Annotated in this window: 14 protein-coding genes and 1 pseudogene; 3 read left to right on the forward strand and 12 right to left on the reverse strand. The window is 45.9% G+C overall.

What is annotated here, in order from left to right; all coding sequences use genetic code 11:
* Positions 1–54: 54 nt before the first annotated feature.
* Together KIV40_RS14345 and cls are read right to left on the reverse strand one after the other, a co-directional pair.
* The gene (locus KIV40_RS14345; protein ID WP_285349845.1) at positions 55–1,260 is read right to left on the reverse strand and encodes a cystathionine beta-lyase; all 1,206 of its coding nucleotides are present in this window, start codon (positions 1,258–1,260) and stop codon (positions 55–57) included.
* A 190-nt stretch (positions 1,261–1,450) separates the two neighbouring features.
* Positions 1,451–2,905, reverse strand: coding sequence for a cardiolipin synthase (gene cls / locus KIV40_RS14350; RefSeq protein ID WP_285349846.1), 1,455 nt, complete (start codon positions 2,903–2,905; stop codon positions 1,451–1,453).
* 372 nt (positions 2,906–3,277) lie between these two features.
* On the opposite strand from cls, the gene KIV40_RS14355 reads away from it, so the two are divergent.
* The 3 genes from KIV40_RS14355 to KIV40_RS14365 all read left to right on the forward strand — a co-directional run bounded on the left by KIV40_RS14355 (position 3,278) and on the right by KIV40_RS14365 (position 6,600).
* Positions 3,278–4,705: a sodium-dependent transporter gene (locus KIV40_RS14355; RefSeq protein WP_010646075.1), complete on the forward strand. Its 1,428-nt coding sequence runs from the start codon at positions 3,278–3,280 to the stop codon at positions 4,703–4,705.
* A 238-nt stretch (positions 4,706–4,943) separates the two neighbouring features.
* On the forward strand, positions 4,944–5,636 hold the full coding sequence (locus KIV40_RS14360; RefSeq protein ID WP_285349847.1) for a TIGR01621 family pseudouridine synthase: 693 nt from the start codon (positions 4,944–4,946) through the stop codon (positions 5,634–5,636).
* Between the two features lie 31 nt (positions 5,637–5,667).
* Positions 5,668–6,600 carry a class I SAM-dependent methyltransferase gene (locus KIV40_RS14365; protein WP_077200874.1) on the forward strand — a complete coding sequence of 311 codons (933 nt, stop codon included), beginning with the start codon at positions 5,668–5,670 and terminating at the stop codon, positions 6,598–6,600.
* A gap of 91 nt (positions 6,601–6,691) precedes the next feature.
* On the opposite strand, the gene KIV40_RS14370 is transcribed toward KIV40_RS14365, so the two are convergent.
* The 10 genes and pseudogenes from KIV40_RS14370 to KIV40_RS14415 all read right to left on the reverse strand — a co-directional run bounded on the left by KIV40_RS14370 (position 6,692) and on the right by KIV40_RS14415 (position 18,380).
* Positions 6,692–7,735, reverse strand: coding sequence for a hybrid-cluster NAD(P)-dependent oxidoreductase (locus tag KIV40_RS14370; protein ID WP_285349850.1), 1,044 nt, complete (start codon positions 7,733–7,735; stop codon positions 6,692–6,694).
* Positions 7,736–7,811: 76 nt separating this feature from the next.
* Positions 7,812–9,473, reverse strand: coding sequence for a hydroxylamine reductase (gene hcp, locus KIV40_RS14375; protein WP_285349851.1), 1,662 nt, complete (start codon positions 9,471–9,473; stop codon positions 7,812–7,814).
* Positions 9,474–10,021: 548 nt separating this feature from the next.
* Positions 10,022–11,551: a nitric oxide reductase transcriptional regulator NorR gene (gene norR / locus KIV40_RS14380; RefSeq protein ID WP_285349853.1), complete on the reverse strand. Its 1,530-nt coding sequence runs from the start codon at positions 11,549–11,551 to the stop codon at positions 10,022–10,024.
* Between the two features lie 519 nt (positions 11,552–12,070).
* Positions 12,071–13,276 (reverse strand): MFS transporter, encoded by a 1,206-nt coding sequence (locus KIV40_RS14385; RefSeq protein ID WP_285349855.1) that lies wholly within the window; start codon positions 13,274–13,276, stop codon positions 12,071–12,073.
* A 132-nt stretch (positions 13,277–13,408) separates the two neighbouring features.
* Entirely contained in the window at positions 13,409–13,858 is a 450-nt protein-coding gene (locus KIV40_RS14390; RefSeq protein ID WP_012128284.1) for a helix-turn-helix domain-containing protein, read from the reverse strand.
* Between the two features lie 84 nt (positions 13,859–13,942).
* Positions 13,943–14,128, reverse strand: a pseudogene (locus KIV40_RS14395) (AraC family transcriptional regulator); the annotation flags it as partial.
* 161 nt (positions 14,129–14,289) lie between these two features.
* Positions 14,290–14,898 (reverse strand): CDP-alcohol phosphatidyltransferase family protein, encoded by a 609-nt coding sequence (locus KIV40_RS14400; protein ID WP_285349857.1) that lies wholly within the window; start codon positions 14,896–14,898, stop codon positions 14,290–14,292.
* Positions 14,891–15,538 carry an ATP-binding cassette domain-containing protein gene (locus KIV40_RS14405; protein WP_285349858.1) on the reverse strand — a complete coding sequence of 216 codons (648 nt, stop codon included), beginning with the start codon at positions 15,536–15,538 and terminating at the stop codon, positions 14,891–14,893. The genes KIV40_RS14400 and KIV40_RS14405 overlap by 8 nt, the downstream gene beginning before the upstream one ends.
* Positions 15,504–17,213, reverse strand: coding sequence for an ABC transporter permease (locus tag KIV40_RS14410; RefSeq protein WP_285349860.1), 1,710 nt, complete (start codon positions 17,211–17,213; stop codon positions 15,504–15,506). The genes KIV40_RS14405 and KIV40_RS14410 overlap by 35 nt, the downstream gene beginning before the upstream one ends.
* 9 nt (positions 17,214–17,222) lie before the next feature.
* Positions 17,223–18,380 carry an ABC transporter substrate-binding protein gene (locus KIV40_RS14415; protein ID WP_285349862.1) on the reverse strand — a complete coding sequence of 386 codons (1,158 nt, stop codon included), beginning with the start codon at positions 18,378–18,380 and terminating at the stop codon, positions 17,223–17,225.
* Positions 18,381–18,467: the final 87 nt, after the last annotated feature.

Below are 18,467 nucleotides of genomic sequence, written 5' to 3' on the forward strand. Positions count from 1 at the left end.
CTTGTGATCAAGAGACAGCGAAGTGCGAGGCTATTTGATAGATATTCTGAATACTTATAAAGACGCTTCTTTTTCTAGCACGAGCGCGTTGTATCGTGCGAAGCCGGCTTCTAGGTCAGCAATTAAGTCTTCGACATCCTCGAGTCCGATGTGAAGACGTACCAGTGTGCCCTCGAAATTTGGATTCGCTACTGTGCGCAAGCTATTAAAGCTCTTTGGCTCGTTAGCTAAAATCAAACTCTCAAAACCACCCCATGAGTAACCCATGCTGAAGTGTTTCATGCCATCCAACATTGCTGTGGTGGCTTTCGGGTACGAGCTTTTCAAGACGAACGAGAATAGGCCGTTACCACCTGTGAAGTCACGTTTAAAGAATTCATGTCCAGGGCAGTTCTCCAAAGCTGGGTGGCGAACGTGATCGACCTCGGGACGATTTTCCAGCCATTGCGCTACTTTTAGGCTGTTTTCTGCATGCTGACGTATACGCACATCAAGAGTACGAATACCGCGCAGGCCAAGGTATGCATCGTCAGGAGAAACGCATTGACCCATCAGGTAGCTTTGCTCACGTAATTGGTCCCAGTATTTCTCAGAAGCAACCGCTGTTCCCAACATCACATCAGAGTGACCAACAATGTACTTGGTTGCTGCCTGAATAGAGATATCGACGCCGTGGTCAAATGGGGAGAAGTTCACGCCTGCGCCCCAAGTATTATCCAGCATCACGATGATTTCACCCTCATGGGCGATGCTTGCCATCGTCGGTACGTCCATCACTTCCATTGTGATTGAGCCAGGAGACTCTAAGAAAAGGATTTTGGTATTCGGTTGAATAAGATCACGAATACCTTCACCAATCATAGGATCAAAGTAAGTCGTTTCGACGCCCATCTTTTTCATGATGGTGTCACAGAAATCACGGGTCGGTTCGTAACAGGTATCGACCATTAGGATGTGAACGCCCGTCTCAATAAAAGACAGGATCGCATTAGAGATCGCAGCGGTACCACATGGGTAAAGGGCACAGCCCGCACCGCCTTCTACTTCAACCATGGCATCTTGAAAGGCAAAGTGTGTGTTTGTGCCGCGACGCCCGTAGAACAGAGTTTTGTTAGTGCGATTGATCATCGCTTGGTTTTTTTCTGCAACGGTATCAAACACGATGGTGGAAGCTCGCTGAACTGGTGGGTTAACCACACCGTTAGTCCACTTCTTGTCACGACCAGCGGTGACGAGTTTGGTCTTTTTGCCTTCTGACATAAAAATTCCCTGTCTAAATTACGATTTTCAATATTTAAAACATGGAGCAAGGGTGGTTTGCAAGGGAAAAATAGAAATGAAACGACTTGTCCGAGCATCACTCGAAAAACAGTGGTATGGGGCGTAAAAAAGAAAACCGACAGCATGAATCTGTCGGTTTTATTGAGATTTAGCGGCTTTATCTTATTTATTACAGTAATGGGTTAAATAGATAGAAAACGCGCTCTAAAAAGCGGGAAAAGATACTGCGCTTTGCCCACTCATCTTTGTCGACCGTATGTGACTGTTGGACGTAAGCGTCTTGTAGTGATGACATTTGTTTGGTGAACTCTTCATCATCTACCGCAAGCGTCACTTCAAAGTTCAGCCATAAACTGCGCATATCCATGTTTACCGTGCCAACTAAACAGAATTGCTCATCAATGACGACTGACTTAGTGTGCAGCAAGCCACCATAGAACTCATAGATTTTCACACCCGCTGCCATCAGCTCACTGTAGAAGGCGCGTGATGCCCACTGCACCATCATGGAGTCGTTTTTATGAGGAATGATAAGCTCTACATCAATGCCTCGTTGTGCGGTCATCTTCAATGTTTCAAGTAGGTCAGAGCTTGGAACAAAGTAAGGTGTCGTGATCCTCACAGAGCGATTCGCTTGGTTGATTGCCAAGGTCAACACTTGGTAAATCAAATACTCCGGCATACCCGGACCTGACGGTACGACTTGAATCGGGTGTTGAAATTCATCATTATCGACTCGGCATTCAGGGTGAGTCGGCAGCTGACGCTCGCCAGTTTCTACTTCCCAATCCCAACAGTGGATAGCACTCAATACGTTCACTGTTGGGCCAGTAATGCGCACCATGATGTCAATCCACTGACCGACACCGCTGCTTTGTTTAAAGAAAGCAGGATCGACCAAGTTCATTGAACCTGTGTAGGCGATCTCGTCATCAATGACGATGATCTTGCGGTGCTGACGCAAATCAAGACGGCGAAGGAAAATACGCCACATCTTTACTTCTAATGCTTGCACCACATCGATGCCCGCATCTTTCATCATCTTGTACCAAGGACTGCGGAAGAAGCGCGGGCTACCAGCTGAGTCGAGCAGCAGCTTAACATCCACGCCACGCTTTGCAGCTTGAATCAATGCAGAAGCAACAGAGTCGGCTAAGCCGCCCGGATGCCAAATGTAGAACACCATACGGATGGTGTGTTGTGCGTTTTCGATGTCTTTAATGATGGAGTGAAGGATCTCATCCGGTGATTGTTGAAGCGAAAGCGTGTTGCCACTCAGTGCTGGAAGGCCCAAACGGTTGTTACACAATTCATCAATGCGGTAGATATGACGCCCCATTGCTTCTGGAACATGTGCGTTACAATCATTTAACTGAGTGAACCATTGTTGGAACGGTGTAAACATCACTTTGGCCCGTTCTGCACGTTTTCGGCCAAGGTTAAGCTCACCAAATAAGAAATAACAGGCAACACCAAGCACTGGCAGGATGTAGATGATCATCAGCCATGCGAGGGAGACGCTAACAGCACGACGCTTTAAAACGACGCGAATAGTAACACCAGCAACGAGAAACCAGTAAAGCCCGATGCCAGCGAGGGTGATAAAGTGATAGAACTTGTCCATATACGCCAAAAGTAATAAGCCCAATATGGATATTAAGCGTAAATGCCGGAACGGGAAACTATTTTCATAATCCTAGGGCAGAACGACTTTGTAATGTGAAATGAATTTTATAACGGGGGTTTGTGTTACTGATGTGTGAAAAGTCGGACGAAACATTAACTTTTGCACAAAAAAGCAGCATTTAGCGTGAACAATAATACATTTGTGCGATAAATGTGCTGATCGTGGTTCCAATTTTAAATTGAAACTGCTTTACTGACCATACATAGAGCGTCACACAAACATCTTATAAAGTGTACATTAATATTTACACGAACATATTCTAGACGCCTATCTCTATGCAAACACAACAAAATACTTTGGAGAAAAAGCGTGGCTACAAATACAGCAGCACCACGTGATACGTGGGGGTCTAAACTAGGCTTCGTAATGGCAGCAGCGGGTTCCGCTGTCGGTTTAGGCAATATATGGAAATTCCCTTACACAGCGGGTGAGAGCGGTGGCGGTGCGTTCGTTGCAATCTACCTTTTGTTTGTTATTTTTATCGGCTTTAGCGTAATGCTTACTGAATTCGCTATTGGTCGTAAGACAGGTCTTTCAGCAGTAGGTGCTTTCAAATCGACTGATCGTCGTTGGACATTTACCGGTGTTATCGGCGTACTGAGTGGTCTACTTATCATGGGTTTCTACCCTGTAGTAGGTGGCTGGGCGCTAGCGTACATCTTCAAAGTAGGTGGTGGTCTACTAAGTACTCCTGAAGCAATTGGTGACAGCTTCGGCGGCTTCATTTCTGATCCAGTTCAACCGCTACTGTGGATGGGTGTTTACCTATTCCTTAACATCGTTATCGTAATGAAGGGTATTTCCGGCGGTATCGAAAAAGCGGGTAAAATCCTGATGCCTCTTCTATTCCTTATCCTGATCGTTGTATCGGTGAAAGGTCTGATGCTACCGGGTGCAATGGCGGGTCTTGAATTCCTATTCATGCCAGACTTCTCGAAAGTAGACAGCAATGTTGTTCTAGCGGCGCTAGGCCAAGCATTCTTCTCACTGTCTCTTGGTATGGGTTGTATGATGACGTACGGTTCTTACCTTAAGAAGAAAGAGAACTTAGTTCAGACTACAGGTATGGTTACTGCGATGGATACCGGTGTTGCTATCCTTGCAGGTGTTGCAATGTTCCCAGCGATGTTCGCATTCGGTATGGAACCAGCAGCAGGTCCAGGTCTAGTATTCGTTGTTGTACCTCAGCTGTTTGCTGAAATGGGCGGCGTAATTGGTCTTCTATTTGCTCTGATGTTCTTCATCGGTCTAACAGTAGCGGCACTGACGTCTTCAGTATCTCTATTGGAAGTTGTGGTTTCTTACCTAATCGATGAGAAAGGCCTGAAGCGTTCAACAGCAGTACTTTCTGCAAGTGTCGTAATGGCATCACTATGTGTGTTTGCATCACTATCGCTTGGCGGTGTTGGTCCAACACTATTCGGTACAGGTGCATTCGACATCTTCGACCTACTAACAGATAAGATCTTCCTAGCGGTTGGCGGTATGTTGGTATGTATCTTCGCAGGCTGGCGTCTAAACCGTGCTGACCTTGAGAAAGAGATTACTAACGACGGTAAAGTATCTTTCCCACTATTTGGTCTTTGGTACAACCTAGTGAAATACGTAATCCCAGTTGCTATCGCTATCGTAGCCTTCATGGGTATCAAGTCTGGTTTCGACAGCGGTAAGGGCGAAATCATGCTACTAGGTATCGGCATCATTGCTCTAGCGGGTATCTTCTCTAAGAAGCTATAAGCGAACAGCAATCAGCCAAATTCGAAAATTAATAAGCGGGAGTCTTCACAGACTCCCGCTTTTTTATATTCATTATTTATAGGATTGATGGAATTAATATCAATAATGGGTATTCAGTGTGAGACAGATGGTTTGAACCGTAGGGTGCAAGAATTGGAAGCGCTGGTGGGTAAGTTTAAGATCGCCTAATTGCTTAGAATCGGTATACTTCTGGCTCCAAACGTGGAGCCAGTTTTTTATGTTCGACATTCTACACACCCATCCAGATTTTCTGATCATCAATAAACATCCCAACGTCTCAGTGCATAAGGACGATGGTGATACCATGTTGCTGCAAGAAGTAGCAAAACAAAGTGGTGATGAGCAGTTGTATCTTATCCATCGCCTCGACAAAATGACGTCTGGAATTTTGCTTTTGGGTCGCAACGCAAAAGCTGCAAGTGCGTTGTCGCAAGCATTTGCAGATCGTGAAGTCGAGAAGTTCTATCTTGCGATTGGCTCGAAAAAGCCTAAGAAGAAGCAAGGGCTGGTAGTGGGTGACATGGAACGCTCTCGTCGTTCTTCATGGAAGCTGGTTAACAGCAAAGCGAATCCTGCGATTACTCAATTCTTCTCCCTCGCAGCAGAGCCGGGAGAGCGCCTGTTTTTATGTAAGCCACACACTGGCAAAACGCACCAAATTCGCGTGGCATTGAAATCAGTTGGCTCGGGTATTGTTGGCGATCCTATTTATAATGCAGGCAATGAAGCCGACCGTGGCTACTTGCATGCATTTTCGCTGTGTTTCCCGTATCAAGATGAAACACATTGCTTTGTTTGCGATCCACGTGAACACAAAGCACTTGGCAGTAAATGGTACAATGAAACGGTATCCCAAGGCATCGACACTTGGCTCTCTCCGTGGGAACTAAACTGGCCTACGATCAAATAACCATCACAAAGAAAACGAATAAGAGAATTCGATGCAAGCATCACAACTTCCGCTGTTTTTTCAGCATCTAGAAGCCGAGCTAACACAAGCTCCCAACGAAATCCGCCGACTGTTTCACGGTCGTGGCCGCCGCTTCGAAGGTTTAGAGCAAATTACGTGTGATTGGTTACAAGGTCAGTTGATCATCAATCTATTTAAAGAAGTGGATGAGTCGTTTCTGAGCGAATTAAAAGCGGGATTGAACACGCTTTCTGATTCTGCTCTGTGGGCAGAGAAACAGGGCTGCACGATCGTGATTCAGCACCGTTATGCTGACGGTGCACCTTCTGAAATCCTATTGGGTGAGCTAGATGCTCGACCTGTGGTTGAAGAAAGTGGCTTGAAGTACCAGCTAGACATCGGTCGTAACCAGAACTTCGGTCTGTTCCTTGATATGCGCTACGGTCGTGATTGGGTGCGTGAAAATGCGAAGCACAAAAACGTACTTAACTTGTTTGCTTATACTTGTGGCTTCTCTGTGGCGGCTATTGCTGGTGGCGCAGATAAAGTGGTTAACGTGGATATGGCGAAAGCGTCGCTGTCTAAGGGGCGTGAGAACCATAAGCTGAATGGTCATAACATCAACCAAGTGAGCTTTATGGGGCACGATATCTTTAAGTCGTGGGGCAAGATCAAGAAGTCAGGTCAGTACGATATGATCATCATTGATCCGCCGTCATTCCAGAAAGGCAGCTTTGCACTAACCAAAGACTACAAAAAGATTCTACGTCGTTTGCCAGATTTATTGGCAGAAGGTGGACAGGTGTTAGCGTGTGTTAACTCGCCATCGGTGACCAGCGATTTCTTGATTGAAAGCATGAAGGAAGAAGCGCCACAGCTAACATTCCGTGAGCGTTTGGATAACCCACCAGAGTTTATGGATGTAGATAGCGAAGCTGCACTGAAGGTTTTGTTGTTTAGCTGAGTTTAGATTAATAAACTTCCGAGTTTAATAACATTTTTCCATAAACAAAAAGCGCCAGTACGGCGCTTTTTTAATGTTCGTATAAAGGGCTTTAACCAATCTGAACTTCGAGGTCGGATTCAATCGTTGAAGAACAGGCGAGTACGTATCCTTGCTCAATTTCTTCTGGGGTCAACGTTTCAAGACTGGTTGAAGAAACGCTGCCTGTGCGAACCTTACACTTACAAGAACCACAAATGCCGCTTCGACAAGCCACGATCAGCGGTAGTCCAGCACCTTCCAACACATCAGCAAGGACTTGGCCTTTTTGCGCATCGATCGTCTGAGCAAAGTCTGGCACTGACACACTGGCCGTTTCATCCGATACTTCAGCTTCTTCACTGGCTGCTGGTGTAAAGCTTTCTTGAAAGAAGTTTGCCATATCAAAGCCAAGTTCACTTAGGTAGCTTTGGACATCAAGCATAAACTGATTTGGACCGCATAGATAAACCGTGCGCTGCTTAAAGTCTGGCACCAGTTCTTTTAACCATTCGGCATTCAAACGACCTTCTGGGTAAAGCGTTTCACCGCGGTTTTTCAGTAGTAATTTCAAATTGAAATCTGAATAAACTGAATGGTAGGTCTCTAATAAATCAAAGTAGATGGTTTCAGGCTGAGAGCGAGCAATGTGCAGGAACTCAATATCAACTCCAGCGTCGTTATCTAGCCATTCTTTTGCCATCGCGAATACAGGCGTAATACCGCAGCCCGCACTAATGAGCAGTGCTTTCTTTCTACCGTTAACCTCGATTGGTGGATGATCGATGCAGTTGAAATCACCCGTAGGGGGAAGAGCTTGAACCGTATCGCCAATGAGAAGCTTATCGATGATGTAGTTGGAGACCTTACCGCCTTCGACACGCTTGATCGTCAGTTGCAAGCAGTCGTCACCGGAAAGAGAGCTGAGTGAGTAAGCACGAAACTCCATCTTGCCATCGATTTCAACACCAAGGTTGATGAACTGACCCGCTTTAAACTCAAACAAGAGCGATTCTGACAGGTCTGCCAACTTGAGGCTCACTGCATCGGCAGTTTCATGGTATTTGTCTACACAGCTTAACGTGACAGGTTGACTGCCTTGCCATTCAAAAAACATAACAATCTCTTTGGTTATCGAGTACTCAATAGATAGAAGCGCCCCCAACTAAGGAGGCGCATGATAAGCGAGGCGATTACGCTGCTAGGATGGTTTTAAGGTCGTCCTGAACAGTGCCAATACTGCGCATGTCGAACTTCTCTTGGATAATCTCAATCAAGTTTGGCGTTAGGAATGCAGGCGCTGTTGGACCGGTGTAGATGCCTTTCACACCAAGAGCGAATAGCGTAAGCAGGATCACAATCGCTTTTTGTTCGAACCAAGACAGAACAAGCGTTAGAGGAAGCTCGTTGATGTCGCAATCGAACTCTTTTGCAAGTGCCAGTGCAAGCTGGATTGCTGAGTACGCATCGTTACATTGGCCTACATCCAATAGACGAGGGATGCCATTGATGTCGCCAAATGTGTTCTTGTTGAAACGGTATTTACCACAAGCTAGCGTTAGGATTAGCGTATCTTCTGGCGCTTCTGCAGTGAAGTCGGTGTAGTAGCTACGCTCTGCTTTGTCGCCATCACAACCACCTACTAGGAAGAAATGTTTGATGTTGCCTTGCTTCACTTGCTCGATAACGGCAGGTGCTGCGTTCATTAGTGCGTTACGACCGAAGCCAACCGTGATGTTGTGTTCGATTTCGTCATGCTGAAAGCCTTCTTGCGCTAATGCACATTCAACCACTTGGCTAAAATCATCACCTTCTAGATGAGCCACACCTGGCCAACCTACAATGCTGCGTGTGAATAAACGGTCTGCGTATTGGCCAACGTCCGGGTTCAATAGACAGTTTGATGTCATAACAATCGCGCCAGGGAAGTTAGCGAACTCTTTCTGTTGGTTCTGCCACGCACTGCCGTAGTTACCCACTAGATGAGGGTATTTTTTCAGCTCTGGGTAGCCGTGTGCAGGCAGCATTTCACCATTGGTGTAAACGTTAATGCCTTTGCCTTCGGTCTGTTGCAGGATTTTTTCTAGGTCGTGAAGGTCGTGACCAGAAACAAGAATACATTTGCCTTTCACTGGCTTCACGTTAACAGTGGTTGGCTCTGGGTGACCGAACGTTGCTGTCTCACCATGATCCAGCATTTCCATCACTTTGTAGTTCATAAGACCGATGCGCATTGAGCAATCTAGCAGTTCGCCTAGATCTTCAGGGTCAGTACCTAACCAAGCCATGATTTCGTGGTATTCGGCGAAGATGTCATTGTTGGTTTGCTCTAATACTCGTGCGTGTTCCATGTACGCAGCAGCACCTTTTAAGCCGTACAGGCAAAGTAGGCGTAGGCCGATAACGTCTTCGTGTACTTGGTCTTTACCACGGTTTACCGCCACTTGTGGAGCAAACGCTAGGATTTCTTCTGTGCTGTTTGGCAGTTCGAAGTTCGCAACGTCTGGAATGTTCTTTACTACTTTGTCTGCCAGTGTAGCTGCAGACATCACTTGGTCTTTTAGCAGTGCTTTGTAAGTAGCTGCTTGAGAGGTTAGCTCAAGGATACGTTCAGGATCGAAGTTTACGTTAGTCAACGTAGAGAAGAATGCTCTTGGAGCCCATTGGTTGATTTCATCATTGATGATGTTGAATTCAAGCGCGCGTGCTGCCCAAAAAGAAACCCCTTGCAGAGTGTAAACCAACACGTCTTGTAGATCGGATACCTCTGAAGTTTTGCCGCACATACCTTGTGCGAAAGAACAGCCTTTTACAGCTGGGGTTTGGATTGTCTGTTCACATTGAATACAGAACATATTGGGTTCTCCAGTGATTGTAGTAATAGTCGTTTTGTTTTTCCTTTTAGAGCAGAATGCGTGCCAATTATTACCTTATTGATTTTTAATGTTTTTGTTGCTTTTTAAGTGAGTGGTTGATGTGATTGTGACAACGCGAATGATGTGTAAATGACAACGAAAATACAGATGTGATGAGAAAAGCAACGCGTAGGTAAACGCTTGAACTGTCGAAAGTGGAAGTGCTTGTTAAACAGAAGAAAAGTTAATGCGGTTGTATGGAGGCAAGAGATTCCCGATTGCGCTCTTTTGGCGTTTTCGGGAGTGACGCAAAACGGCAACTGAGAACTTGGTGAGTTTAAAGAGCCAGAAGAAAGCAGAGACTAGAGCGGTTTAGTTGTTTTGAATGAGGAAGAGGGAATGAAAAGCGAGAAACCAGATGGGACAGTTAGCCCATGTGCATTGGTGTTAGGTGTCATTCCGGACGAGCCTAAGTGAGCCATCCGGAATCTATCTTTTTAAGACGTAAGTTTCTTCTCTCTCAAGAGAAGAGAGCGAAGTAGAGGCTTCTATTTGCTAATGCCGAGCTTTTTACCCATGCGATACAAGTTGCCCCGATCCATTTGTAAAAACTCAGCTGCTTTTGCCCAAACCCCACCGGTTTGGCTTAAAGCGTGTTCAATCAAGTCTCGTTGATAACTCTCTACTAACTCACGCATTGGTTGGCTGTCTTTCGGTAAGTAATGCGATGTGTTTTTTACATCATCCAATGCCAATGAAGTGTCAAAGTGATTGAGCATGATGGTGCTCGCGCCTTGTTGAATGGCATGTAACGCTGCTCGCGTTAAGGTGTGTTCAAGTTCTCGAACGTTACCGTACCAAGGCAGAGATTCTAGTTGAGTCAGTACCTTAGGGTGAACGTGAAGGTTTGGTGCATTAAATTGCTGACGTACTTTTTCTAACAAATATCCTGCAAGAACCGGAATGTCGCCATCACGCGCGCGCAGTGGTGGCACTTTGATTGGGAATACGTTTAAACGATGGAACAGATCCGCACGGAATGTGCCATCTTCCACTTCTTTTTCTAACTGTCGGTTGGTGGCTGCGATGATGCGCACGTTAACCATCAAATGCTGATCGCTACCTACGCGTTGTAACTCTCCTTGTTGGATCACTCGCAACAGTTTTGCCTGCAAAATCAATGGCAATTCACCCACTTCATCTAAGAAGATTGTACCGCCATCAGCCAGTTCGAACTTACCTGCACGATGACTATTAGCTCCTGTAAAAGCGCCCTTTACGTGGCCAAACAGTTCGCTCTCCGCCAAACCTTCGGGTAGGGCAGCGCAGTTTACGTAAATCATCGGTTTATCATTGCGATGAGATTGAGCATGAACTGAATGAGCAACAAGCTCTTTACCGGTCCCCGTTTCTCCCGTTACTAATACTGCGTAATCCGACTGAGCAACGGTCGCAATGTTGTTTCGTAATTGATTGATTTGTGGGCTTAAGCCAACCATGTCACCGTGTTGTGAGCGTGCCTGTTGGATCAGGGTTTGCGTGACGCTCTTTTGCTTCTGGTTCTGTGCTTTAAGGGCTTTTAATTGCGCAATGTTACGCAGTGTTGCTGCCGTTAGTGCTGCGAACGTTTCGATTGCGACTGGGTCGATATGATCAAACGCACCAACCGCAAGTGCGTCCATGGTTAATGCGCCGACAAGTTGCCCCTCAACGTACAAGCTAAAGCCCATGCAGTCATGAACGTCAATGCATTGATCTTCCGTTAAAAGTGTTCCATCAAATGGATCGGGCAGGGCACAATCAGCGTCGAAGCGAACCGGCTCACGACTATGAATGATGGCCTCTAAACGTGGGTGAGCTTTAGGAAAGTAGCGGCGACCGAGTACTGAGCTCGACAGGCCTTTTACTGCAACTGGCGTTAGGAAGCCATCTTCATCAAAGATAAACAGACAACTCGCATCACAAGGGAAGACTTGGGCCACTCCATCAATCAGGTTTTGGTATTGCTGCTCATGAGAGCGATTTGAGCTCAGGTTGAGTGCGATATTGAGAAGTACGTGATCGACAGTAGGAGTCATAACAGGCCCGGAGTTAGCTTGAATGGGCTCATGCTAGCAAGTTGATGTCATTTGAACATCGAAAGGTGTGAGAGATTGATGTTCCATTGACGACGATCAAGTGAAGCTGCATTACTGCGATACAAACAAATGCAACTGGTTGAGTTTAACGGCTAAGCGTAAGGATTTTAGCCTACGGAAATAATGTTATCCGAAATTGATATTTTACTGTTGACCTAAAGTTAACTTGAGCTTTTATCCTCCGCACACCAAAACGTCATGAGGATAAGTTATGCATAATAATTACATTAAAGAATTAGCCATAAAGAGCTACCAAGAAGATATACAAAAAGAGTATTACCGAGCTAAGCAGCAGACTTGGCACTTACCGAGTTTTATGTTGGGAATTGTGCTCTCACAGCTTATTTTCGGCTGGTTATTCTGATAGGAGAAGTTTGGCCTCAACAGAATGGAAACTTTGAGGCCAAACCCCTGTTAGTTATCAGGGTAACAAATAGCGAGCAGTGGTGTTCTGAAGAACTAATTTTCAGAGAGCGTGCATGCTTGGCCTACTGCTCTACGTTGCTCAATGAAGATGATGAAAAATGCGATAGCGCTTGTCATAGCGAGCATCCAACTAGTGAGTACCATCATGCTCTGAGTCGCAGGCAACATCGATAAACCGTAGGTGAAACCAAATGCTCCTATCATCTGTAATGCTCCATAAATCGCGCCAACTTGCCCTTTGTGTTTCGGAAACATATACAAGGCTGAAACGCCCGCGATAGCAAGTAAGAACGCAACTCCAAATGACATCACGCAGAATCCCAACAACATGAATGAATAGCTTTTCACCATAAGGCTGAATGTCGTCAGGGCACAGCCTGAAACTTGGATTACGCAGCCGAAGAAAAGCGTCAGATTCTCACTTAGGCGGTTCTTTAAGAACTGATTCCAAAATAATCGTGATACCACGCTACTGATCATTAACGTCATTGCACCTAATCCAAAATCTGCTACTGAGATGTCAAATTGGTTTTGAGCAACGAAGGAGCCCATCACTTGGAAAAGTAGAAGACAGCTCGTGCCGCTGATCATCATTGCGAGATAACACAAAAATGTTAGGTTTGAAGTGATAAAAGCATAGTCTTTTAGCATTTGCTTAGGTTTGATTGCGTCCGGGTTATGTTGACTGATTGTCTCGCGTTTAATTACTGCGATGACAAGCAATGTCACAACCGCTAGGCCGAGCAAAAAGATAAAGTTTGCTTCCCAGCTAAAATGTGTTGTGAGGTACCCACCTAGAATTGGAGTTAAGCCTGGTAAGCTCATAAAAATAATCCCATACCAGGCAAGTATCCCCATAAGTTCCGATTTTTCGAAAGCGTCTTGTAGTATTGTTCTACAAAGCAAGTAGAGTCCTCCTACGCCAAAACCTTGTACAACTCTACCAATCAGAAGAGACTCGATGCTTTGTGATAGGGCGCACAGCGCTGAGCCTGCCACAAAAATGACGGCTGAGAGTAAGGCGACGGGCTTCCTTCCATATCTTTCGGAAAAAGGTCCAGCGAGTAGTTGACTGCATGCTAGTGCAATAAAAAATACGCTCAAAGATTGTTGCACAAGTGCCTCTGAGGTGTGCAGAGAATTCTGTATCTCGGGGAGGCTTGGCACATACATGCTCGAGGCAAAAAAATAGCTGGACGCCATGATTAGGCTGATAAATATGATCTGGAGTTTGGACATTCGTTTAACCTCATGCCTTGTTAAAGGAGTAGTTAAACATGGTAGAGAGGTGCGTCGTTTAAAGCTTTTGGGTAGCTGACAGTTTGTTTACAAAACGCGCCATATCGTCTGGTCACTGTACATATTTGACCGTTAATCCATATTTTGCTTTTGATGCTTGTTATAAGCAGTCGAAAAAGAAGAGAGACTTGAATACTCAAGCTCAAACGCAACAACCGTTGCGCTTATGCCTTTTTTCATCATTTGCTCCGCTCGCTCCATGACTACTTTATTTCGGATCTCTTTGAAAGAAGCTTTGAAGTGCGAAAGGAACAATCGGTTTAATGTTCGCACTGACGCACCAGTCTTTTGCGATAACTGCGAGATAGACATTTTAATGGTTGGTTTATCAGAGAGCGCTTCGATTATGATTAATAGGCGTCGGTCCATGCTACCCTGCGCGACGAAAGGGTGAGTTGTCGGTGCGCAACGAGAGCACTGGTCGATAAGAACATCTATGTATTGGTCGGCTAACTTGGGATCTTGAGTCTTGTTTTTCCAAACACTGAACAACTGTGTGATGATTGGTGAAACGTCCAGCATACAGACTGCTTTTATATTTGGGGTTGAGTTGGAGGGCAGCTTAAGAAGAGAAACCTGCGAGCGCTTTAGAAACTCTGCTCGGTGCGGTGTATAGGCTGGAATATAGACTAATGAGCCCGGCATGGATAACAGACTATGCTTGTCCGTTGATACAATTTGACACCCTTGGTGCACGTAGGCGATATGTGAATAACTATGAGTGTGAAAATCTCCTGGCGGCCGATGTGATTCATATTGTTTGAGAATCAGTCTTTTATCTTCCAAATTCACCTTCTTTTTGATGTCATTGTTTATCTATTTCGAGGCTCATAGTTCAATGAATAAAAAATTGGACTACGAGCCTACAGTTTACACGAGTTTGACTGAATCTTTTTTTACTGGCGCCAATCGTTTTTGTTTTCGCGCCAACATGCTTCTTAACGTGGGGAAGGTTACGACTTTAATGTTTGAAATCCAGAGTAAATACGCGTAAACGTAGTAAACCAACACGCTGCACCAAAGATGTACGCAATCACGGCAAAATGTTGTGGGAACAAACAGAACAGCACGAAGCAACCGATGGTCTCTGTGCCTTCTGTCAGACCGCTCATGTAGTACAGAGATTTGTGCTTGTAGACAGGATTATCGATACCACGTTTACCTGCCATAATCGCGAAAGCTAAGAAGCTGCTTCCTGTTCCAATAAATGAGAAGATCAAGAATGCGCCCGCAACGGCGTTCTGTTCTGGATTTGCTATTACAAAGCCGAATGGGATCAGAGAATAGAACAAGAAGTCTAGGCTAATATCAAGGAAGCCACCCGCATCGGTGATGCCTTGAATTCTTGCCAACGCACCATCTAATCCATCACAGATTCGATTCAGTAGAATAAACGCTAATGCAAGCGTGTATTGCTCTGCTACCAAGGCAGGAAGTGCAAAGCAGCCAAGGGCGAAACCAAACAGCGTGGTTTGGTTAGCCGTCACGCCACATTTATCAATCAGTTTCGCACTCTGTGTCAATGGCCACTTAATGATTTTGATGCTTAGACTATCAAGCATGACTTGTCTCCCACGGCCAGTTCAGGCAACGACTGCCTGCAGGGATATCGTCTTCATCGTGCGTCACCATCAACGCGGGGATATTAGCGAGTTGAAGTTGTTCCACGACCCAGTTACGAAACTGCACGCGCAAATCTTTATCGAGTTTGCTGTATGGTTCGTCGAGTAGGGCAACTTTTGGTTTCGCCAACAACATACGAGTCAGAGCGATACGGGCGCGCTGACCACCTGATATTTGATCTGGGAAAGATTCCGCGAGCTTGGTTAACGAGATGTGTTTCAATGCTTGCATCGCACGTTCTTTACGCTCAGCCCCTTTGATTGAATTTGGTAGTGCGAACGCAAGGTTTTCCCACACGGTAAGGTGCGGGAAGAGCAAGTCATCTTGGAATAGGATACCCACCTGACGTTTGTGCGCAGGTAAAGCATCCAGCTTTTCATTATCGAGTGTGATTGAGCCTGAATAGTCGAACTCGGAAGACAGGTGACCAGCAATGGCATCCAACAAGGTGGATTTGCCACAGCCACTTGGGCCCATCAGGGTAACAATTTCACCTTTCTCTACCGTCATGTTGAAGGCAGAGAAAAGTATGTCGCCATTGGTTTTACGGATGGCGAGGTTTTCGAGACAAAGACTCATTCGGTAGTAAACCTTTAATAGACAACCGGCGATACTTAACGTGTAAACGACTAAGTAGAATCGCAAAAGAGAAGAACATTAACGGCAAGAGCGCTTGCCAAATTGCGTAAATCGCGGTGACACGACGGTCGAAGCCACTTGATAGGGCTACCGCTTCTGTTGTTATGGTGCTGATGCGACCGGCCCCCAGCACGAGTGTTGGTAGGTATTGCGCCAAGCTAACACTGATGCCCACCGCCCAAGCAAAAGCGATTGCTGGCAGAAGAATCGGCAGTTTGACTTTTAGCCAAGCCTGCATCGGTGATTTACCAAGGCTTAGGGCAACACGAGTTAAACCGTTATCGAAGCTGCGCCAAGGACCATCCAAGGACAGATAAACAAACGGGAACGCAAAGAACACGTGAGCCCAGCATACCCAGAAGAAGTACGCGTTGCTGTCGAGATACAGCGTGACGACTTGCATACCAAACAACACCGATAGCTGGGGGATCAACATTGGCACGGCAATGATGTATCCCGGCACCTGCCATCGGTAACGTAATCGGTATTCATGAGCAATTAGCGCCAGCACAAGGGCAATAGACGCACAGATCACCGCAATCAACATGCTTTGCTCGAGCGTGCCAAGAATACTTTGCCACTCGTATTCCCAAAAACGTAAGCTATAACGGCTCGGCAATAAGTCAGGGAATCGCCAACGTTGAGCGAAGCTCCACACCACCATAAGTGGCACCATTAACAGTGCGAGTAGTGCAATCATAGAGAACAAAGTTTTGCCCGGTAAGTGGAAGCCGCTGCGGCCAGAGTATTGCCAGCGTTTAAAGCCTTTAGTGATGGTCCATTCAACGAGTCGAGCAAAACCAATTAAGGTGCTCGCAATGGCAAATAACACCACTGCACCTGCCGCCGCTCTTGGTAGCAGGGATAAGTCAGGATCGTTAAACCATTGCCATACCAACACTGCAAAAGTAGGAGGGTTGGTTGGGCCAATAATTAGCGCCACATCAACAACCGATAAGCTGTAAGCTAGAACGGCCAACATAGGGAAACGCAGCTTCGCTAACCATTGTGGGAAAACGCATTTCCACCACGTTTGCGCGGAGCTGTAACCCATCGAATGGCTCACTTTTTCAATCTTCTCGACTTTTAATTGCTGAAGAATAGGGATGCTCATCAACAATAAAAACGGCACTTCTTTAATGGCAAGCATGATGATCAAACCCAGTGCGTATGGGTCTTTGATCAGCAGTGCTAAGTCATTCACTGTTTGGGCATTTGGATCGTAACCAAACATTTGGTTGAGTACGCGAACACCCATGCCAGTCGGCGCAAATAGGAAAGCAAAACCAATCGCAAAAGCCACATGTGGCATAGCGAGAAGTGGGGAAAGGCTGACTTCAATCTTACGCCAGAATTTACTCCCCCAAGAAGCTTGCAGAATCGCAAACGTCATTAAGCAAGCAAGGTAACTGCTGAAAATGGCGGAATAGAAAGTCAGGCCAATGGACGTCCATACGCCTTCCCAATCGAAGACGGCACTAAAGCCATCCAGCGAGAAGTGGTGAAGACCAATCGGAGGGACATAGCCGAGCGCAGAGACCACCACTCCGAGCAACCCCGGAATGGTTGGTAATATACAAACTGCGATAATAACTAGATACAGCGCTCTTAACATGGGTTTGTATTAATTCCCGTAACGTTTCAGCCATTCTTTTTCTAGCGCGGCTTGCCAGCTAGGATGTGGCTCCTCGATAGATTTGAATTGCTGGGTATTCTTAGCCGTACCCGTTAGGTATTGACTGCTTAGCACTGAAGGATCACCCCAAGTATTAATGTCACCTTTGCGAGATTGCGCTTCAGGGCTTAATAAAAAGTTTATAACAACTTGTGCACCTGCATTGGCATTTGCGTTCCAAGGAATCGCCAAGAAGTGGATGTTCGACAGTGCCCCTGCATCCATCGCATACGCTTTCGTACTTTCTGCAAGGTTGCCGCTCGATTGCGCAGAGAAAACCGCGTTCGGGTTGAAGGTCACCGCTAGGTCGATTTGACCGTCATCCAACAGTTGAATGGACTCGGCAGTACCGCCAGGAAATTGCTTACCACCGCGCCATGCCACTTTATGGAATTCATATAGGTATGCCCATAGTGGTTGTGTGACGGCTTTAAATGATTCTTCCGTTACTGGTTTGTGCAGCACTGGATCGTTGTGACTCAACTCAATCAGTAGAGACTTGATGAAGCTGGTACCATGAAACTCGGGCGGGCGAGGGTAAGTCAGACGGTTCGGAAACGCTTTAGCGTAACTCAGCATTTCTGCATAAGAGCGAGGCGGGTTATTCAGAGTTTCTTCATCGTGAATAAATACGAGTTGGCCGACACCCCAAGGTGCTTCTAGGCTATCGGTTGGCTCTGAGAAGTCGACGTCAACAGGTAGAGTTTTATCTACATATTGCCAATTTGGTAAGCCTTCTACGAAAGGACCAAACAGCAGTTGGTTGTCTTTCATTGATTTGAAGTTTTCACCATTAATCCAAACCATATCAACACTGCCGCCGCTGTTTTTTCCTGCGGCTTTTTCAGCAATAAGACGAGTAGTGGTTTCAGAAATATCAGTGACTTTGACGTGATTAAGCGTCACGTTGTAGCGAGATTTAAGCTCTTTGCGTGCCCAATGGAGATAGCGGTTGATCTCTTGGCTGCCACCCCAAGCATGAAAATAAACGGTTTGACCGTCAGCTTGTTGTTCGATTTTTTGCCATTCTGCTGAGTGAGAAGCGGCGAAAGAGGAGGTGGCAAAAGTGGTGGCTAAAATGCCAATGGTGCTAAGTAGCTTTTTCATACGTAATCCGTGTTTATTTATCTTTGTTTTCATTTTGGAGCTCTGTATACCCATGCGATGAAAATCGTTTTTTTTCAGCACTAAAAC

The organism is Vibrio sp. D173a, from assembly GCF_030248475.1.